Origin of the sequence: Bosea sp. (in: a-proteobacteria), assembly GCA_023910605.1 — a bacterium.
GTDB lineage: Bacteria > Pseudomonadota > Alphaproteobacteria > Rhizobiales > Beijerinckiaceae > Allobosea.
This window is the reverse complement of record JAAVVV010000001.1, coordinates 1,313,382-1,328,383: the sequence shown is the minus strand read 5'-3', so window position 1 is coordinate 1,328,383 and position 15,002 is coordinate 1,313,382. Positions and strand designations below refer to the sequence as shown.

Sequence of the window (15,002 nt, the reverse complement as noted above, 5' to 3'; positions counted from 1 at the left end):
GAGCGCATGGCCGACCCGACGGGTGGCCGAATCAAGCGAGGTCAACCTATCAAGATCGTGATTGCACTGCTGATCACGGCTATCGCGATCATGACTGGCCTGACACTGAACCGCTACTTCGTGATCGAGGAACGGCTCAACTATTCCATCTCGGAGAATGTGATCTGGGGAGCGGCGCAGGCCGAGCTCGAACTGAGCCTGTTCCTGTATGCGCTGGCGGACGCGGCGCAGGACGATTCGTCTGAGCCGCGCGCGAGATTGCAGCAGCGCTTCGATATCCTCTGGAGCCGTATCGGGCTCTACGAAGCCGGCTCGCTGCGTCGTTCGCTGAATGCCAATCCCGGACTGCGGGATCAGATCGATGAACTGGCCGCTGACTTGAGATTGATCGATGGCGCCATCGCGCGGGGTCCGACCGCAGAGGACTTCAAAACCATCCGGGCAACCATGCGACGCCATATCGGGCCTTTGCAGCAACTGACCAATTTTGCCCTGACAAAGGATCGCGTCGAACGGCAGGGGATCCAGAAGACCCAGGAGGACGCACGGAAGGAACTGGCCGTGCTGATGTCCCTGCTCCTGATCACCATCGCCGGTGCAGGAGCGCATCTGTTCTTCTCCGAGCGCCGGGCTCAGAAGCACCTTGCGACGGTCATCCGGTCACGGCGCGAGGCTGCAGCAGCCTGGATACGCCTGAAGGAAGCGATCGAGGCCATCAGTGAAGGCTTCGCCTTGTATGATGCCGAGGACCGGCTCGTCCTGTGCAACACAACGTACAAGAAATTCCATGCCCTTTCGGCAGACGCGATTGTCCCGGGCGCACGCTTTGAGGAACTGCTCCGCTTTGGAATCGGACGCCGCCAGTATCGCGGCGCTGAAGCCGATCCGGAAGGCTGGATAAAGGCGAGGCTCGCCCGGCGCGATCAGGGCATGGAGCCGCTCGAACAGGAACTGGGTGATGGTCGCTGGCTGATCGTCTCCGACCGCCGCACAAGTGACGGAGGCATGGTCGGCATCCAGACTGACATCACCGATCTGAAACGAAATGTTACCCAGCTGACGCAGGCACATCAAAGCCTCGCCGACCAGGCGGAACGGATGCGGAAGCTGGCAGAAGCCGCAGATGACGCCAACCGTGCGAAATCCGGCTTCATGGCCATGATCAGCCATGAAATCAGGACACCGATGAATGCCGTTCTTGGCTTTGCGGACTTGCTCGGCGAAACCCGGCTCGATGCGACGCAGAAGCGCTACATCGCTGGCATTGCCGACTCAGGCACCCATCTTCTCGCCCTGATCAACGACATTCTTGACTTCGCTCGCCTGGAATCGGGCAAGGACAAAGCCAGGCCGGTCCCGACGGAGTTCAGGCCTCTCGTCGATGGCATCATCAAGATGATCACAGTGCTGGCGATGCAAAAGGGACTTCGGTTCTCGGTCGCGATCGGCGCTGAGGTGCCTCATCTTCTCGTGCTCGACCCCGCTTATCTGAGACAGGTGCTGATCAACATCCTTGGCAATGCCGTGAAGTTCACGGAGAAGGGCGGGGTCCACCTCGACGTCACCGCCAGCTACGAAGCTCCGGAGCGCGTGCGGCTCCGCTTGGCCGTCAGTGACACAGGTGTCGGAATCCCGGCGGCGACGCAACAGCGCATGTTCGAGCCGTTCGAGCGTGGCGGGTCATCCGCTACGCTGGCCGTGGGAACAGGGCTGGGCCTGGCAATCTCGCGCCGGCTGGCCTGCGCCATGGATGGCGGCCTGCGCCTTGCAAAGAGCGACGCATCGGGAACCGAGTTCATCATCGAGATCCTGGCGCAGCCATGCACGCCGACATCCGGCATGATTGCAGCAGGCGGGACAGGCCCGACTGAAAGGGGCCCGGATCTGGCGCCGCCCATTCGGCCGCTCGCCATTCTCGTCGCGGAGGACACCCCGGCAAGCCAGCTTGTGATCCGCACGATGCTCGAAAACCGCGGCCATCATGTAACCCTTGTCGCGGACGGAGTGTCTGCCCTGGCAGCAGCAACCAATGAAGATTTTGATCTGATCATTCTCGATATCCAGATGCCCTTCTTGTTTGGAGACGAGGCCGTGGCCGCAATCCGGAAGCTGGGCGGCACGCGCGGCAATGTCATGATTGCGGCCCTGACAGCACAAGCCTTCGAGGAAGATCGCCGCAAGGCCATCACTGCTGGGTTTGATCATCACCTCTCGAAGCCTGTCCGTCCGGGCGACCTGGCGAAACTGCTTGAGCACGCGGCACAGCGCACCCGGCGGGGAGGCCAGGACGGAGCCACGCGCGCGCTTGCCGACGCCGGCGAGCCGGATCTCCTCGCCGAACTTGAGGAGGTCTGCGACGCTTCGACGTTCGCCATGTTGCTGAACGCTGCAGTTGAAAACATCAGTCATGAATGGGATGAAATCGTGAGCGCCGAGTCGGCTGGCGACCATGCGTCCATCTGTCGATCCGCCCACAGGCTGGTCGCGCTTCTTGGGCAATATGGCGGCCGAAGTGCGCTTGAAACGGCGTTGGCAGTCGAACATGCAACTTCCGGGACCTTTGCGGAGCAACTTCCCGCGCTTCATGACGAAATCAAGCGGACGCTTCGGGATTTGCGCAGACGGCAAACAGCGTGAGCGGCACGCTCTGCCGGACGGGTCATGGCCGCATTGATGGACGCCTTCTCAAGGGAGAAAAGCCGGTGCCAAAGCAACCGAAGATTCTGATCGTCGAGGATTCGGTGGCGCTCGGTGAAACCTATCGGGCAATCCTGCAGACAGATGCCCGCAGCATCAGTCTTGCGACCCGGGTGAACGATGCCTTTTCCGAGATCGACAGAAATTGCCCGCATGTCCTGCTGGTTGACGTAAACCTGCCGGATGGCAACGGGCTCGACATCATGCGGGAGGTCAGGCAGCGCGGCCTGCCGATCGTCGTAGTGATGATGACGGCTCAGGGTTCCGTCCAGCTTGCCATCGATGCGATGCGCGAAGGCGCCTTCGACTTCCTCCTGAAGCCCTTTTCGCCCGATCGGTTGCGGGTGACGATCCGCAACGCCATCGAGCGTCGCGCCATGGCAAGCGAGATCGAGGAGATCCGGGAAAGCTTCGGTCGTGATCGCTTCGCCCGGTTCATCGGCAGTTCGCTGGCGATGCAGGCGACCTATCGCATCATCCAGGCGGCAGCGCCGTCGAACGCAACTGTCTTCGTGACCGGCGAGAGCGGCACCGGCAAGGAACTCTGCGCCGATGCCCTGCATCGTTTCAGCAAGCGGGCCAAGGGTCCGTTCATCGCCGTGAACTGCGCCGCCATCCCCAGGGACATGCTGGAAAGCGAACTGTTCGGCCACGCCAAGGGGGCTTTCACCGGTGCTGTCGCCGATCGAAAGGGAGCCGTGCTCAGCGCCCAGGGCGGGACGCTGTTCCTCGACGAGATTTGCGAAATGGATCTCGCGCTGCAGACGAAGCTGCTGCGCTTCTTGCAGACCATGACGGTGCAGCGGCTGGGCGAAGATCAGGTTCGTCAGGCTGATGTGCGGATTGTCTGTGCGACGAACAAGGATCCCCGAAGCGAGGTTGCTGCAAGCCGGCTGCGGGAGGATCTGTTCTATCGGCTGCATGTTCTTCCGGTTGAGATGCCGCCACTGCGTGACCGTGGCGATGATGTGCTGCTGATTGCCCGCGCGTTTCTGGAGCGCTTCGCAGCGGAGGAGGGCAAGACCTGTTCAATTTTCTCCGCAGAGGCCGAGGCCGCGTTGATACGTTTTGCCTGGCCCGGAAATGTACGCCAACTCCAGAACCTCATTCGCAACCTTGTGGTGTTTTCACAGGGAACTGTCATTGAGCTGGCTGATCTGCCGGCCGAGTTGCGACCGAAAACCGGCGAACGCTTGCTGGGGCGGGTGACACTGCCATTGCCGTCGGCCCTGCCGAGTTTCGCTCCTGCCGGAACGGAAGACGGCGAGAAGCGCCCTCTGGTGTCACTCGATGAGGCGATCCGGCTTCATGTCGAGGCCGCGATTGCCATGTGTGGCGGATCAATCCCGCGCGCGGCCGCAATGCTGGAGGTGGCGCCTTCGACGATCTATCGGCGGATCGAAGCCTGGCAGGCAGCTGATGCGCTCCAGGTGGCAACATAGCGAAATGCACAGCGGGTCTGCCGGACCGCTGTCGTTGCAAAATCGAAAGCCCTGAATCGGCCTTTGCTGTTTGATTTGCATTCCGCAAACCCAAGCTGGCCGCCCAGCGACCATCTCTGCCAAGTGAACGACAAGTATCTGATTTAACGACATTTTATTTTTTTCCCGAGATGGGCATTTCGGTACGTAATCTTGCATTGCCATGGCACAGACCTCATTCCGAAGGGACCAGCCATGACCAACGCACATCACCCGACAAGAAGCGCCGCTCCTGCGCCAACCCAAAGCCCCGCAAATCCACATGACACTGCGGCATCCGCCAGCAAATGCAGTCCCGCGCCTGATCAAGTCCCGAAAGCGGGAACAGAAGAGGATGCGCTGATCTGCTGGGAGATTGAACGCGTGCTGGTGAAGGCAATGGCGATGGCCCGGTATTTCGGTCAAGACGCCGTGGAGAACGCCATTGCTCTGGCAAGCCGCATCAACAGGATGGAATTTGACGGGCGAAAGGCCTAGCCCGTCCTATTCACCATGCTGGTTCATTCCGGTCTGCGCCGATCTCCGTGTTGCGCAGGACACGGGTTCCCGTTGCGTGTTTTTCGCTGCGGCAGGGATTTGAACATTGGGGAACGCGCTGGAGGGATCGGGCTGGGGTTGATCGGGGGCGTCACGCCCCTTCGGTCATGAGGGCTTCGGCCTGATCGCGCCGGCAATTTGAAGGAAGAGGCTTGCATCGTATCCACACGCTGAGGGCCGCCTTGCGGGAAGTCCTTTTGGCGCTCAGCTTTCTCCGCTCGTTTGTCTTCTGCTTCCGAGGCCGGCGCGGTGATCTGCTGAAGGTGATCTGGCACGACGGTCAGGCGGCCAGCCTGTATGTGCGGCGGCTGGAGAAGGGCCGGTTCCTGTGGCCGTCACCTGCCGATGGCGTGGTGGCGATCACGCCTGCGCAGATGGGCTATCTGCTCTCGGGCAGGATCATCACAGTGCCCATCATACCGCATCAAAGAAAGGTGCCCTCGGAACACCGCTTACACTGGCAGGGTTGGCTTGGAGGGTTGACCGCCACGCGGCGCGGCGCAATAGGTGCTGTACCGTGGGGCCGGTAGCTCAATGGCAGAGCCGAGTGCTCATAACACTCTCGTTGCAGGTTCGAGTCCTGCCCGGCCCACGGTTTTGCACGCGGCATTGCCCGCATGTGCTCTTTCGGCGCTGATTCCATTTCGCTTTTCCCTGCAATCCGGACCGCTCATAACGGTCTGGTTGCAGGTTCGAGTCCTGCAGGGCCCCCCACTCACCGGTGGAATTGTCGACATGGCAACGCACCATCGATTTCCCGGCGTTGGCCTTCGCCGTGGCCCGGCTCATCGGTCGGCCTGCAGGCTTATTGCGATGAATGCGGATCTTCTTGTTGAGCCCGTCGAGCGAACCTTCGCATGGCTCAATCGATGCCGCCGTCTTGCCAAGGATTGGGAGAAATCCATCGAAAGCTCCACTGCCTCCGCCCATGTCGCCAGCATCCGCATGCTCACGCGACGCATCGCAAGATACTCGATCTGCACGTGAACTTTTGAATCGGGCTCTGAGGTCGGTATAGGCACCAACCAATTTTCCGACCGCTTTTTTGGCAGGCTCCGCTGGACTGCCTGCAATAGCTGCACCTGCAAGAAGCAGGGCACCGCTTACGCCGTCGATCAATATCTGCCCTTTTGGTCAAGCGACTCCGTATGTGTCGCGGGGCTGGCGCAAACGACCGACCAAACGCTGGTGTTGCTGATCGGCTGGCGTGAGGGAATACCCCCCACGCCTCACCTCATGAACTTCTTGTAAGCAATCCGCTTCGGGTTCACGCTGTCCACGCCCAGACGGCGCTTCTTGTCTTCTTCATAGTCCTGGAAGTTGCCCTCGAACCACTCGACATGGCTGTCGCCTTCGAAGGCGAGGATGTGGGTGGCGATGCGGTCGAGGAAGCGGCGGTCGTGGCTGATGATGACGGCGCAGCCGGCATAATCTTCCAGCGCCTCTTCGAGCGCGCGCAGCGTGTCGAGGTCGAGATCGTTGGTGGGCTCGTCGAGCAGCAGCAGGTTTGCGCCGCTTTTCAGCATCTTGGCGAGGTGAACGCGGTTGCGCTCGCCGCCTGAGAGCATCCCGACCTTCTTCTGCTGGTCGCCGCCCTTGAAGTTGAAGGTCGAGCAGTAGCCGCGGGAGTTGATCTCCTTCTTGCCGAGGTAGATGATGTCGTTGCCGCCGGAGATTTCCTCCCAGACGGTCTTCTTGTCGTCGAGGCTGTCGCGGCTCTGGTCGACATAGCCGAGCTTGACGCTCTCGCCGACGGTGATGGTGCCCTTGTCGGGCTTCTCCGCGCCGGTGATCATGCGGAACAGCGTGGTCTTGCCCGCGCCGTTCGGCCCGATGACGCCGACAATGCCGCCGGGCGGCAGCTTGAAGGAGAGGTCGTCGATCAGCAGCTTGTCCTGGAAGCCCTTGGACAGGCCCTCGAAATCCACGACATTGTTGCCCAGCCGCTCGGCGATCGGGATGATGATCTGCGCGGTGTCCGGCCCTTTGTTTGCGGCCTTCTTGACGAGATCCTCATAGCGCTGGATGCGGGCCTTGCTCTTGGCCTGGCGGGCTTTCGGCGAGGCCGAGACCCATTCCTGCTCGGCTGCGATGGCCTTCTGGCGTGAGGCCTCCTCGCGGCCCTCCTGGGCGAGGCGCTTCTGCTTCTGGCCGAGCCAGCTCGTGTAGTTGCCCTCGTAGGGGATGCCCTGCCCGCGGTCGAGCTCGAGAATCCAGCTGGTGACATTGTCGAGGAAGTAGCGGTCATGGGTCACGATCAGGATCGCACCCGGATAGTTGCGCAGATGGTTCTCGAGCCAGCCCGTCGTCTCGGCGTCAAGGTGGTTGGTGGGCTCGTCGAGCAGCAGCAGTTCGGGCTGCCAGAGCAGCAGCTTGCACAGCGCCACGCGGCGCTTCTCGCCGCCTGACAGCTTGTCCACCTTCCAGTCATCGGGCGGGCAGCGCAGCGCGTCCATTGCCTGATCGACCTTGCTGTCGAGATCCCACAGGCCCCTGGCCTCGATCTCGTCCTGCAGGCGGGTCATCTCGTCGGCTGTCTCGTCCGAGTAGTTCATGGCGAGTTCGTTGTAGCGGTCGAGGATGGCCTGCTGGGCGGCGACGCCTTCCATCACGTTCTCGCGGACGGTCTTGGCCTCGTCGAGCCTGGGCTCCTGCGGCAGGTAGCCGACGCGCGCGCCCTCGGCCACCCAGGCCTCGCCCGTCCACTCCTTGTCCATGCCGGCCATGATCTTGAGCAGCGTCGACTTGCCCGCGCCGTTGACGCCGAGCACGCCGATCTTGGCGTCGGGATAGAAGGAGAGATGGATGTTGTTGAGCACCTGCTTGCCGCCCGGATAGGTCTTGGACAGGCCGCGCATGTGGTAGATGAACTGGCGTGACATGGGTCGACGCTCCAGGAAGGCTCTGTTTCGGGGATTGTTGCTCCGCAGGTAGCAAGAGCAGCGCGCCGGTTCAAGGAGATTGGTGGCGCGGCAGGGCGCTGCCCGGCGCGGCCCCGCCATTGAATTAGATCAAGGCGGGGGCATATGATCGCGAGCGCCCGCGACCATGATCGGGCTTGATCCTGGCCTGCGCCATCAAGAGCGGACATATGCGGTGACAGCGACTGACCTGCCGGCCGATGCGGCCCTCGCCGAACGGGCTGAACCGGAGTCCATCCAGCGCATCATGGCGAGCGCGCGCGAGGCAAGCGACTATCTCAAGGCGCTGGCCCACGAGAACCGGCTCATCTTCCTGTGCCTGCTGGCCGAGAAGGAGCGCTCCGTCACGGAGCTTGAGGAGGCGCTGGCGCTCAGGCAGCCGAGCGTCTCGCAGCAATTGGCGCGGCTCAGGCTTGACGGGCTGGTGCGCACGCGCCGCGCGGGCAAGACCGTCTATTACAGCCTCGCCGATGATGACGTGCGGCGATTCATCAAGCTGATCCATGACAAGTTCTGCCCGACCTGATTTGTCATGATGCGCTTGCGGCGCGCGGCTTGCTCCCCCGGAAACGTGCCGCAGCCCGGGTGGGACCCAGCGCCCGCACCCTGAAACGGAATGATCCGCCATGACGCCTTCACCCCCTGTCGTGACCAGCCGCAGCCTCGGCGCGGCGCGGATCATCGAAATCGACAATCCGCCCGTGAACGCGACAAGCCATGCCGTCAGGGCGGGGATTGCCGCCGCGCTGACTGAAGCCGCCGCGGATGATGCCACGACGGCGATCATCCTGGCCTGCAAGGGCCGCGGCTTCGTCGCCGGCGCCGACATCAGGGAATTCGGCAAGCCGCCGCAATCGCCATCGCTGAGCGATGTCTGCCGGCAGATCGAGGCCAGCGCCAAACCCGTGATCGCGGCCATCCACGGCGCCGCGCTGGGGGGCGGCTGCGAGATCGCGATGTCAGCCCATGCGCGAATCGCAGATGCCGGCGCCCAGCTCGGCCTGCCGGAGGTGAAGCTTGGCCTCCTGCCCGGCGCTGGCGGAACCCAGCTCCTTCCCAGGCTCGTGGGGATCGAGCGCGCCCTCGACATCATCACCTCGGGCCGCATGGTCAGCGCGGCCGAAGCTCTCGACATTGGCCTCATCGATGCGGTGGCGGAGGGCAACCTGATCGAGGCTGCGCTGGAGATGGCCGGCCGGATCGCAGGGCAGCCGCCGCGGCGGACATCCCAGCGTCCCGCGCCGTCTGCCGATGCCGACGCCATCAATGCCCGCATCGCCGAGATCGAGCGCAAGGCCCGCGGACAGATCGCGCCGCTTCGGGCCGCACGCAGCGTGCAGGCTGCGGTGCGGCTTGGCTTTACGGCCGGCATCGCGCAGGAGCGGGAGGCCTTCGTCGAACTGATGGCGGGGGAGCAATCGGCCGCCCTGCGCCATGTCTTCTTCGCCGAGCGCGAGGCGGGGCGCGTGCCGGGCCTGGAGGATGTGACGCCGCGCCTTGTCGGAACGGTCGGCGTGGCCGGCGCGGGGACGATGGGTTCGGGCATCGCCGCGGCGCTGGCGGAGGCGGGTCTGCGCACCATCGTGGTCGAGCAATCGCCCGAGGCCGCCGAAAAGGGCCGCGCGCGGATCGTCGCGATTCATGACCGGGCGCTGGCGAGCGGCCGCATCGACGCGGCCAGCCATGGAGCACGGCTTGCCCTCACTGCGGTCGGCAGCGACATGGCCGCCTTCGCCCCTTGCGATCTGGTGATCGAGGCCGTGTTCGACGACCTCGACGTGAAGCAGGAGCTGTTCCGGGCTCTCTCCGCGATCCTGCGCCCTGACGCCATCCTCGCCACCAATACGAGCTATCTCGACCCTGACGCGATCGCGTCCGCCGCCAGCCACCCGGAGCGCGTGGTGGGTCTGCATTTCTTCTCGCCGGCCAACATCATGCGGCTCGTCGAGATCGTGCGCGGCTCCGCGACCGCGCCGGATGTGCTCGCCAGCGCCTTCGCGCTCGCAAAGCGGCTGCGCAAGCTGGCCGTGCTCGCTGGCAATTGCGAGGGCTTCATCGGCAACCGCATCTTTTCGGCCTATCGCCGGCAGTGCGAATACATGCTTGAGGATGGCGCACTGCCCCACGAGATCGACGCCGCGATGGAGGATTTCGGGCTGCCAATGGGCCCCTTCGCCGTGTTCGATCTCGCTGGCCTCGACATCGCCTGGGCGCGGCGCAAGCGGCAGGCAGCGACGCGCGATCCGGCCGAGCGCTATGTCGGCGTGGCCGACACGCTGTGCGAGCTTGGCCGCTTCGGCATCAAGACCGGGGCCGGCTGGTATGTCTACGAGCAGGGCAAGAGGCGGCCCGATGCCGGCGTCGCCGTCATCATAGAGGCGGAGGCGCGGCGCAAGGGGATCGCCCGGCGGCCCGTCCCGGCCGAGGAGATCCGCTCCCGCATCATCGCCGCCATGGTCAACGAGGGCGCGCGGATCCTTGATGAAGGCATGGCGCAACGGGCGAGCGACATCGATCTGGTGTTCATCAATGGCTATGGCTGGCCGGCCTGGCGGGGCGGACCCATGTTCCAGGCGGACCGGATAGGGGCCGCCGCCATTCTGGCCGAGGTCGAGACAATGCACGACCGTGACGGCGCGGGCTGGGAGCCGGCAAGGCTGCTGGTGGAGCTGGCGCGAACAGGCGGGCGCTTCACCAGCTCAAGCGGCTAGGCCATGGCCACCGCAATGCGCGCCGCCAGCGCCGCATTGGAGCGGATGAGTGCGATGTTGGTGGCGAGGCTGCGGCCATCGGTCAGCTCCAGGACCCGGCCGAGAAGATAAGGCGTCACCTCCTTGGCCGAGACGCCGGCGCACGCCGCATCGGCCAGCGCGCGCTCGACGAAGCGGGCCACCTCCGGCGCGGGGATCTCGTGCTCGGCGGGGACGGGATTGCACACCAGCGCGCCGCCGACGAGGCCCAGTTCGTGGCGGACCCTGAGCATCCGCGCGATGGCATCGGCGCTGTCCAGCCGGATCGGCGCGCGGATGCCGCCATCGCGGCTCCAGAAGGCGGGAAGATTGTCGACGCCGAAGCCGACGACCGGCACACCCAGCGTCTCCAGCATCTCGAAGGTCTTGGGCAGGTCGAGGATGGCCTTGGCGCCGGCGCAGACCACCGTGACAGGCGTGCGCGCCAGCTCCTGCAGATCCGCCGAGACATCGAAGGTCTCGGCCGCCTCGCGATGCACGCCGCCGATGCCGCCCGTTGCGAAGACACCGATTCCGGCGAGATGCGCGCAGATCATCGTCGCGGCCACGGTGGTCGAGCCGGGCTCGCCGCTGGCGACGGCATGGGCGAGATCGGCGCGCGAGAGCTTGAGCACGCCGGTCGCCTGCGCCAGCCCTTCCATCTGCCGATCTGTGAGCCCAATGGCGATGCGGCCGCCGAGCACGGCGATGGTGGCCGGCACCGCGCCATGGGCCCGCACCTCGGCCTCGACGCGCCGCGCCGTCTCGACATTGGCGGGCCAGGGCATGCCGTGGGTGATGATGGTCGATTCAAGCGCCACGACAGGGCGGCCCTCTGCCAGTGCTGCGGCGACCTCGGGCGTGGGCTGGCAATGACCGTTCAGCATGGACGCAAACCTCGGACCGTTGTCATGGAGCGTGTCATGGAGCGCGTCATGGAGCGCGCGCATCCGCTCGCGCGGACGAGGCGCCGGCTGCGGCGATAAACCGATCCGCCAGCGCTGGCGAGAGGGCATCGCTGACGCTGAGCGACGATGCGACGGTGCGGGCGGCGACATGGGCGCCCAGCCTTGCAGCCCCTGGCAGATCAAGCCCCGCGCAAAGGCCGCGCAGCGTGCCCGCGATCATGGCGTCGCCCGCGCCGGTGACGTCGACCACCCCGGCCGCCTCGGCCGGAATGCGGACCCCCGAGCCGCCCTGCCATGCCAGCGCCCCTTCAGCGCCCATGGTGAGCACGATGCGCGCCGCCCCGCGCCGCCCGAGCGCCCCGGCCATGGACTCGGGCTCGCCATCCTCAAGCCCCAGAATCGCGGATGCCTCGTCGCGGTTGAGGAACAGGCAGCCGAGGCCGCGCAGATCCTGCGGCAGGCGGCGGGCCTTGGGCGTGGAGATGACGTCGATGGCCAGGGCCAGGCCCGTTCGGCGTGCATGGGCAATGAGTTCGGCGAGCGCCTCGGCGCTGGCGTTGCAATCGGCGAAGAGCCAATCCGCGCCGCAAGCAGCCTCCACCGCATCCGCGACCAGCGGGCCGTAAAGCCCGTCGAGGATGGCCATGTCGGCGGCGGCCAGATGAAGCGCGCCGCCAGGCTCGAGGATGGCGACGTATTCGGCTGTCGCGGCGCCGCTCACGGTCCTGACCCCGGACACATCGACGCCGAGCCCCGCCAGATGGCCGAGCAGGGCGCGGCCGGACGGGTCATCGCCCACGCAGGAGAGAAAGCCGACCTCGCAGCCCAGCCGGGCGAGGTTCTCGGTGACATTGCGCGCCACGCCGCCGAAGCCGATTGACCCGCGCGCCGGGTTCGACGTGCCGGGCCGCACCGGCTCGATGGCGATGAGCTTCCTGTCGATGACCGCGCCACCAAGACAGATGATGCGGGCAGGGCGACGGTCTGGCATTGTCATGTCCGGCTCGGGGCCTCAGGGCGCGGCCATGAGGCTTAACGCCAGCTTCGCCGCTTTGGAAGCCCGGCCGCGATCAACCGGCCAGCGCGCCGACGGCACGGACGCGGCCCCGATGGCTTTTCTCCCATGATCATCACCACGCCGTCATGGCGGACTTCGCGGATGCCATCCCCGGCGGCCGCGCCGCGAGCATGATCGGCTCGTCGGCGCCATCCTGCGCGAACAGAACGATGAATGGGCCGTCCAGCGCGCACGCCACATGACGCTGGAAACCATCGCGCCGATGAGCGACAAACCCATCGTCAACCTGACCCCATCGTGGCGGCCTGACATCAACCGCCCGGGCCGATCCCGATAGCGGCCAGTGGCGCTCAGAAGCTGCACCACGTCCGGGTGCTTGACCTTGCGGCATACATCATTTGTCGTTAAAGAAATGCAAGGCGCTAGGGATTGGTGGCGGGTTGGCGTACACTGATCGAGTCGATCACAAGCAGGCGGGTTGGCTTACAGGATTGTGTTCATGTCACGTGTTGTCCTGCTCCGCGTCCTGGCCACCCTGCATGACATTGGGGTGGCGGTTGCAGCGTTGCCCCTCGCCTATCTGATCCGCACCGGTGACCTGCCCCCGTTCGAAGGCGGGTTCCTGGTGCTGTTTGTGATCTTCGTCGGGCTTGCGCCGGTCATGGCGTTCGCGGTCGGGCTCAATCGCGGCTCATGGCGATATGCGTCGATTTCCGATCTCGGCGGCATCATCGCCAGCGCGATCATCACCACCGCAATCTCGACGCTGGCGGCATTTCTCTTCACGCGGCTGGTGAATGTGCCGGGATCCGTGCCGGTGCTGGCTCTCGGCCTGATGGTCATGATGATGGGCGGCCCGCGCCTGATGTTCCGCCTGTTCAAGGAACGCCACACGCGGGTGAAGTCGGGGAGCGCGCGCGGCGTGTCGTCCGAGCCTGTGCTGCTGTATGGCTACTGCGACGGGGCCTCGAACTTCATCCGGGCGCTCGCTCGCGAGAGAAACCCGTCCTATCATGTGCTGGGCATCATCGACCACAGCGGGCGCCATGTGGGCCGCCACATGCACCGGGTGCCCGTGCTGGGAACGCTGGCCGATCTGGGAAGCATCGTCACACGGTTCGCGCATCGGGGCCTGCCTGTCGGCAAGCTCATCCTGGCTCCAGCGCGGCTGAAGGACGAGGTCATCGCCGGGATTCTCGAGGCCGCCTCGGAGCATGGCATCGTGACCTACCGGCTGCCGAACCTTGTGGAGCTTGATGCCGCCGGGAGCGGAACACGCGATCTGAATCCACGCGCGCTGCGCGTCGAGGACCTGCTCGAGCGTGACGACATCACGCTCAACCTCGAGTCGGTGGCGCGCCTCATCCGCGGGCGGCGCGTGCTCATCACCGGCGCAGGCGGCTCGATCGGCTCTGAACTTGTGCGCCAGATCGCCTCGTTCAACCCCGAGTGGATGACCCTCGTCGAGTCCAGCGAGTTCAACCTTTACCAGATCGACCGGCAACTGGCTTGCACAGCGGCGGCGGGGTCCTTTTCCAGCGTCCTGTGCGACGTGCGCCAGAGCGCCCATGTTCATGCCGTTTTCACGCGCGAGCGGCCGGACATCATCTTCCATGCCGCCGCCCTCAAGCATGTGCCGCTTCTGGAAGCCAACGCGCTGCAGGGAATCCACACCAATGTGCTGGGCACGCAGATCGTGGCTGACGCCGCCATCGCGTCCGGGTGCAAGGCCTTCGTGCTGATCTCGACCGACAAGGCGGTTAACCCGACCAACATCATGGGGGCGACGAAGCGCTTCGCGGAGGCCTACTGCCAGACTCTGGACAGCGCCTCCGGGACCACCCGCTTCCTCACCGTGCGCTTTGGCAACGTTCTGGGCTCCACGGGCTCGGTGGTGCCGCTCTTCGCGAGCCAGATCGCGCGAGGCGGCCCCGTCACCGTCACGCATCCCGACATCGAGCGTTACTTCATGACGATTCCAGAGGCGGTGCGCCTTGTGCTCGCCACCTCGGCGAAGGGGCTGGAGCCGGGGGCCGAACGCTGCGGCATCTATGTGCTCGACATGGGCAAGCCCGTGCGCATCGCCGACCTCGCGAGCCGCATGATCCAGTTGTCCGGCCTGCGGCCTCATGTCGACATCAAGATCCAGTTCACGGGCCTGAGGCCGGGCGAGAAGCTGTTCGAGGAGCTCTTCGAAGCAGGCGAGGAGGAGCTCGTCACCGGTGATCCGTGGCTGCGCGTGGCGCGGACCCGCGTCGTCGACGGCGCCTTGGTCAGGCAGATGATCGACCGGTGCCGCACAGCCGTCGAGACGCTCGACGAGGGCGTCGCCCTTGAGGCGCTGGCCAAGATCGTTCCGGAGTTGCGTCGCACGCGCGGCCATCGCGCAATCACGGTCGAGGCTGCCGGCTTGACCGAGGGCGGCGAGGCCAGCCTGATTTCGATCGAGGACGCCCGGCGCCGCCGGGCAAAGTGACGTGTGCCGCCGGGCAAGGTGACGTGCGCCGTTCCAAGATCGGGTCGATTTGAAACGGATCGATGCTCGCCTTTTCTGGCAGTTCGTCAAGCTACGCCACCCTGCAAAGACGGCCAGGGGCCGGGACAAGGTGATCGCCTGGCTCCAAGATGCTGGAGAACGGCTCCGGACGGCAGGCCCCCGACGGCCCAATGACGAACTACGACTTCACCTGGATATGGGAGGGCCGAGGAAC

At 65.0% G+C, this 15,002-nt stretch carries 10 protein-coding genes, 1 tRNA gene and 1 pseudogene; 9 read left to right on the top strand and 3 right to left on the bottom strand.

All coding sequences use genetic code 11. The features are described from left to right. The first annotated feature begins 6 nt into the window (after positions 1-6). From HEQ16_06565 to HEQ16_06540, 6 genes and pseudogenes are all read left to right on the top strand, one after another. Positions 7-2,637 (top strand): response regulator, encoded by a 2,631-nt coding sequence (locus HEQ16_06565; GenBank protein MCO4053703.1) that lies wholly within the window; start codon positions 7-9, stop codon positions 2,635-2,637. A 65-nt stretch (positions 2,638-2,702) separates the two neighbouring features. Then, positions 2,703-4,139 carry a sigma-54-dependent Fis family transcriptional regulator gene (locus tag HEQ16_06560; GenBank protein MCO4053702.1) on the top strand — a complete coding sequence of 479 codons (1,437 nt, stop codon included), beginning with the start codon at positions 2,703-2,705 and terminating at the stop codon, positions 4,137-4,139. A gap of 234 nt (positions 4,140-4,373) precedes the next feature. Beyond that, positions 4,374-4,655, top strand: a complete 282-nt coding sequence (locus HEQ16_06555; protein ID MCO4053701.1) for a hypothetical protein — start codon at positions 4,374-4,376, stop codon at positions 4,653-4,655. Between the two features lie 212 nt (positions 4,656-4,867). After that, positions 4,868-5,245: an IS66 family insertion sequence element accessory protein TnpB gene (gene tnpB, locus HEQ16_06550; GenBank protein ID MCO4053700.1), complete on the top strand. Its 378-nt coding sequence runs from the start codon at positions 4,868-4,870 to the stop codon at positions 5,243-5,245. Beyond that, positions 5,236-5,307 (top strand) — tRNA-Ile (locus HEQ16_06545). Before tnpB ends, HEQ16_06545 begins: the two co-directional genes overlap by 10 nt. Before the next feature lie 248 nt (positions 5,308-5,555). Beyond that, positions 5,556-5,702: pseudogene (locus HEQ16_06540) on the top strand (transposase). 242 nt (positions 5,703-5,944) lie between these two features. On the opposite strand, the gene ettA reads toward HEQ16_06540, so the two are convergent. Then, positions 5,945-7,597 carry an energy-dependent translational throttle protein EttA gene (gene ettA / locus HEQ16_06535; protein MCO4053699.1) on the bottom strand — a complete coding sequence of 551 codons (1,653 nt, stop codon included), beginning with the start codon at positions 7,595-7,597 and terminating at the stop codon, positions 5,945-5,947. A gap of 166 nt (positions 7,598-7,763) precedes the next feature. Here ettA and HEQ16_06530 point away from each other — a divergent pair, with 166 nt between their 5' ends. Next, positions 7,764-8,162 (top strand): helix-turn-helix transcriptional regulator, encoded by a 399-nt coding sequence (locus tag HEQ16_06530; GenBank protein ID MCO4053698.1) that lies wholly within the window; start codon positions 7,764-7,766, stop codon positions 8,160-8,162. 100 nt (positions 8,163-8,262) lie between these two features. Next, a complete protein-coding gene (locus HEQ16_06525; GenBank protein MCO4053697.1) occupies positions 8,263-10,347 on the top strand; it encodes a 3-hydroxyacyl-CoA dehydrogenase in 2,085 nt (694 codons plus the stop codon). On the opposite strand, the gene HEQ16_06520 is transcribed toward HEQ16_06525, so the two are convergent. Both HEQ16_06520 and HEQ16_06515 read right to left on the bottom strand, forming a co-directional pair. Further along, positions 10,344-11,252: a pseudouridine-5'-phosphate glycosidase gene (locus HEQ16_06520; GenBank protein MCO4053696.1), complete on the bottom strand. Its 909-nt coding sequence runs from the start codon at positions 11,250-11,252 to the stop codon at positions 10,344-10,346. The genes HEQ16_06525 and HEQ16_06520 overlap by 4 nt on opposite strands. Positions 11,253-11,298: 46 nt before the next feature. Then, positions 11,299-12,264, bottom strand: a complete 966-nt coding sequence (locus HEQ16_06515; protein ID MCO4053695.1) for a carbohydrate kinase — start codon at positions 12,262-12,264, stop codon at positions 11,299-11,301. A 526-nt stretch (positions 12,265-12,790) separates the two neighbouring features. Here HEQ16_06515 and HEQ16_06510 point away from each other — a divergent pair. Then, positions 12,791-14,767: a polysaccharide biosynthesis protein gene (locus tag HEQ16_06510; protein ID MCO4053694.1), complete on the top strand. Its 1,977-nt coding sequence runs from the start codon at positions 12,791-12,793 to the stop codon at positions 14,765-14,767. Positions 14,768-15,002 lie beyond the last annotated feature (235 nt).

Excerpts from the sequence above, each read along its gene's own strand:
- HEQ16_06530 (MCO4053698.1), top strand. The coding sequence starts at position 7,764 with ATGATCGGGCTTGATCCTGGCCTGCGCCATCAAGAGCGGACATATGCG.
- HEQ16_06510 (MCO4053694.1), top strand. The coding sequence starts at position 12,791 with ATGTCACGTGTTGTCCTGCTCCGCGTCCTGGCCACCCTGCATGACATT.
- HEQ16_06565 (MCO4053703.1), top strand. The coding sequence starts at position 7 with ATGGCCGACCCGACGGGTGGCCGAATCAAGCGAGGTCAACCTATCAAG.
- ettA (MCO4053699.1), bottom strand. The coding sequence starts at position 7,597 with ATGTCACGCCAGTTCATCTACCACATGCGCGGCCTGTCCAAGACCTAT.
- HEQ16_06520 (MCO4053696.1), bottom strand. The coding sequence starts at position 11,252 with ATGCTGAACGGTCATTGCCAGCCCACGCCCGAGGTCGCCGCAGCACTG.
- HEQ16_06515 (MCO4053695.1), bottom strand. The coding sequence starts at position 12,264 with ATGCCAGACCGTCGCCCTGCCCGCATCATCTGTCTTGGTGGCGCGGTC.
- HEQ16_06555 (MCO4053701.1), top strand. The coding sequence starts at position 4,374 with ATGACCAACGCACATCACCCGACAAGAAGCGCCGCTCCTGCGCCAACC.
- HEQ16_06525 (MCO4053697.1), top strand. The coding sequence starts at position 8,263 with ATGACGCCTTCACCCCCTGTCGTGACCAGCCGCAGCCTCGGCGCGGCG.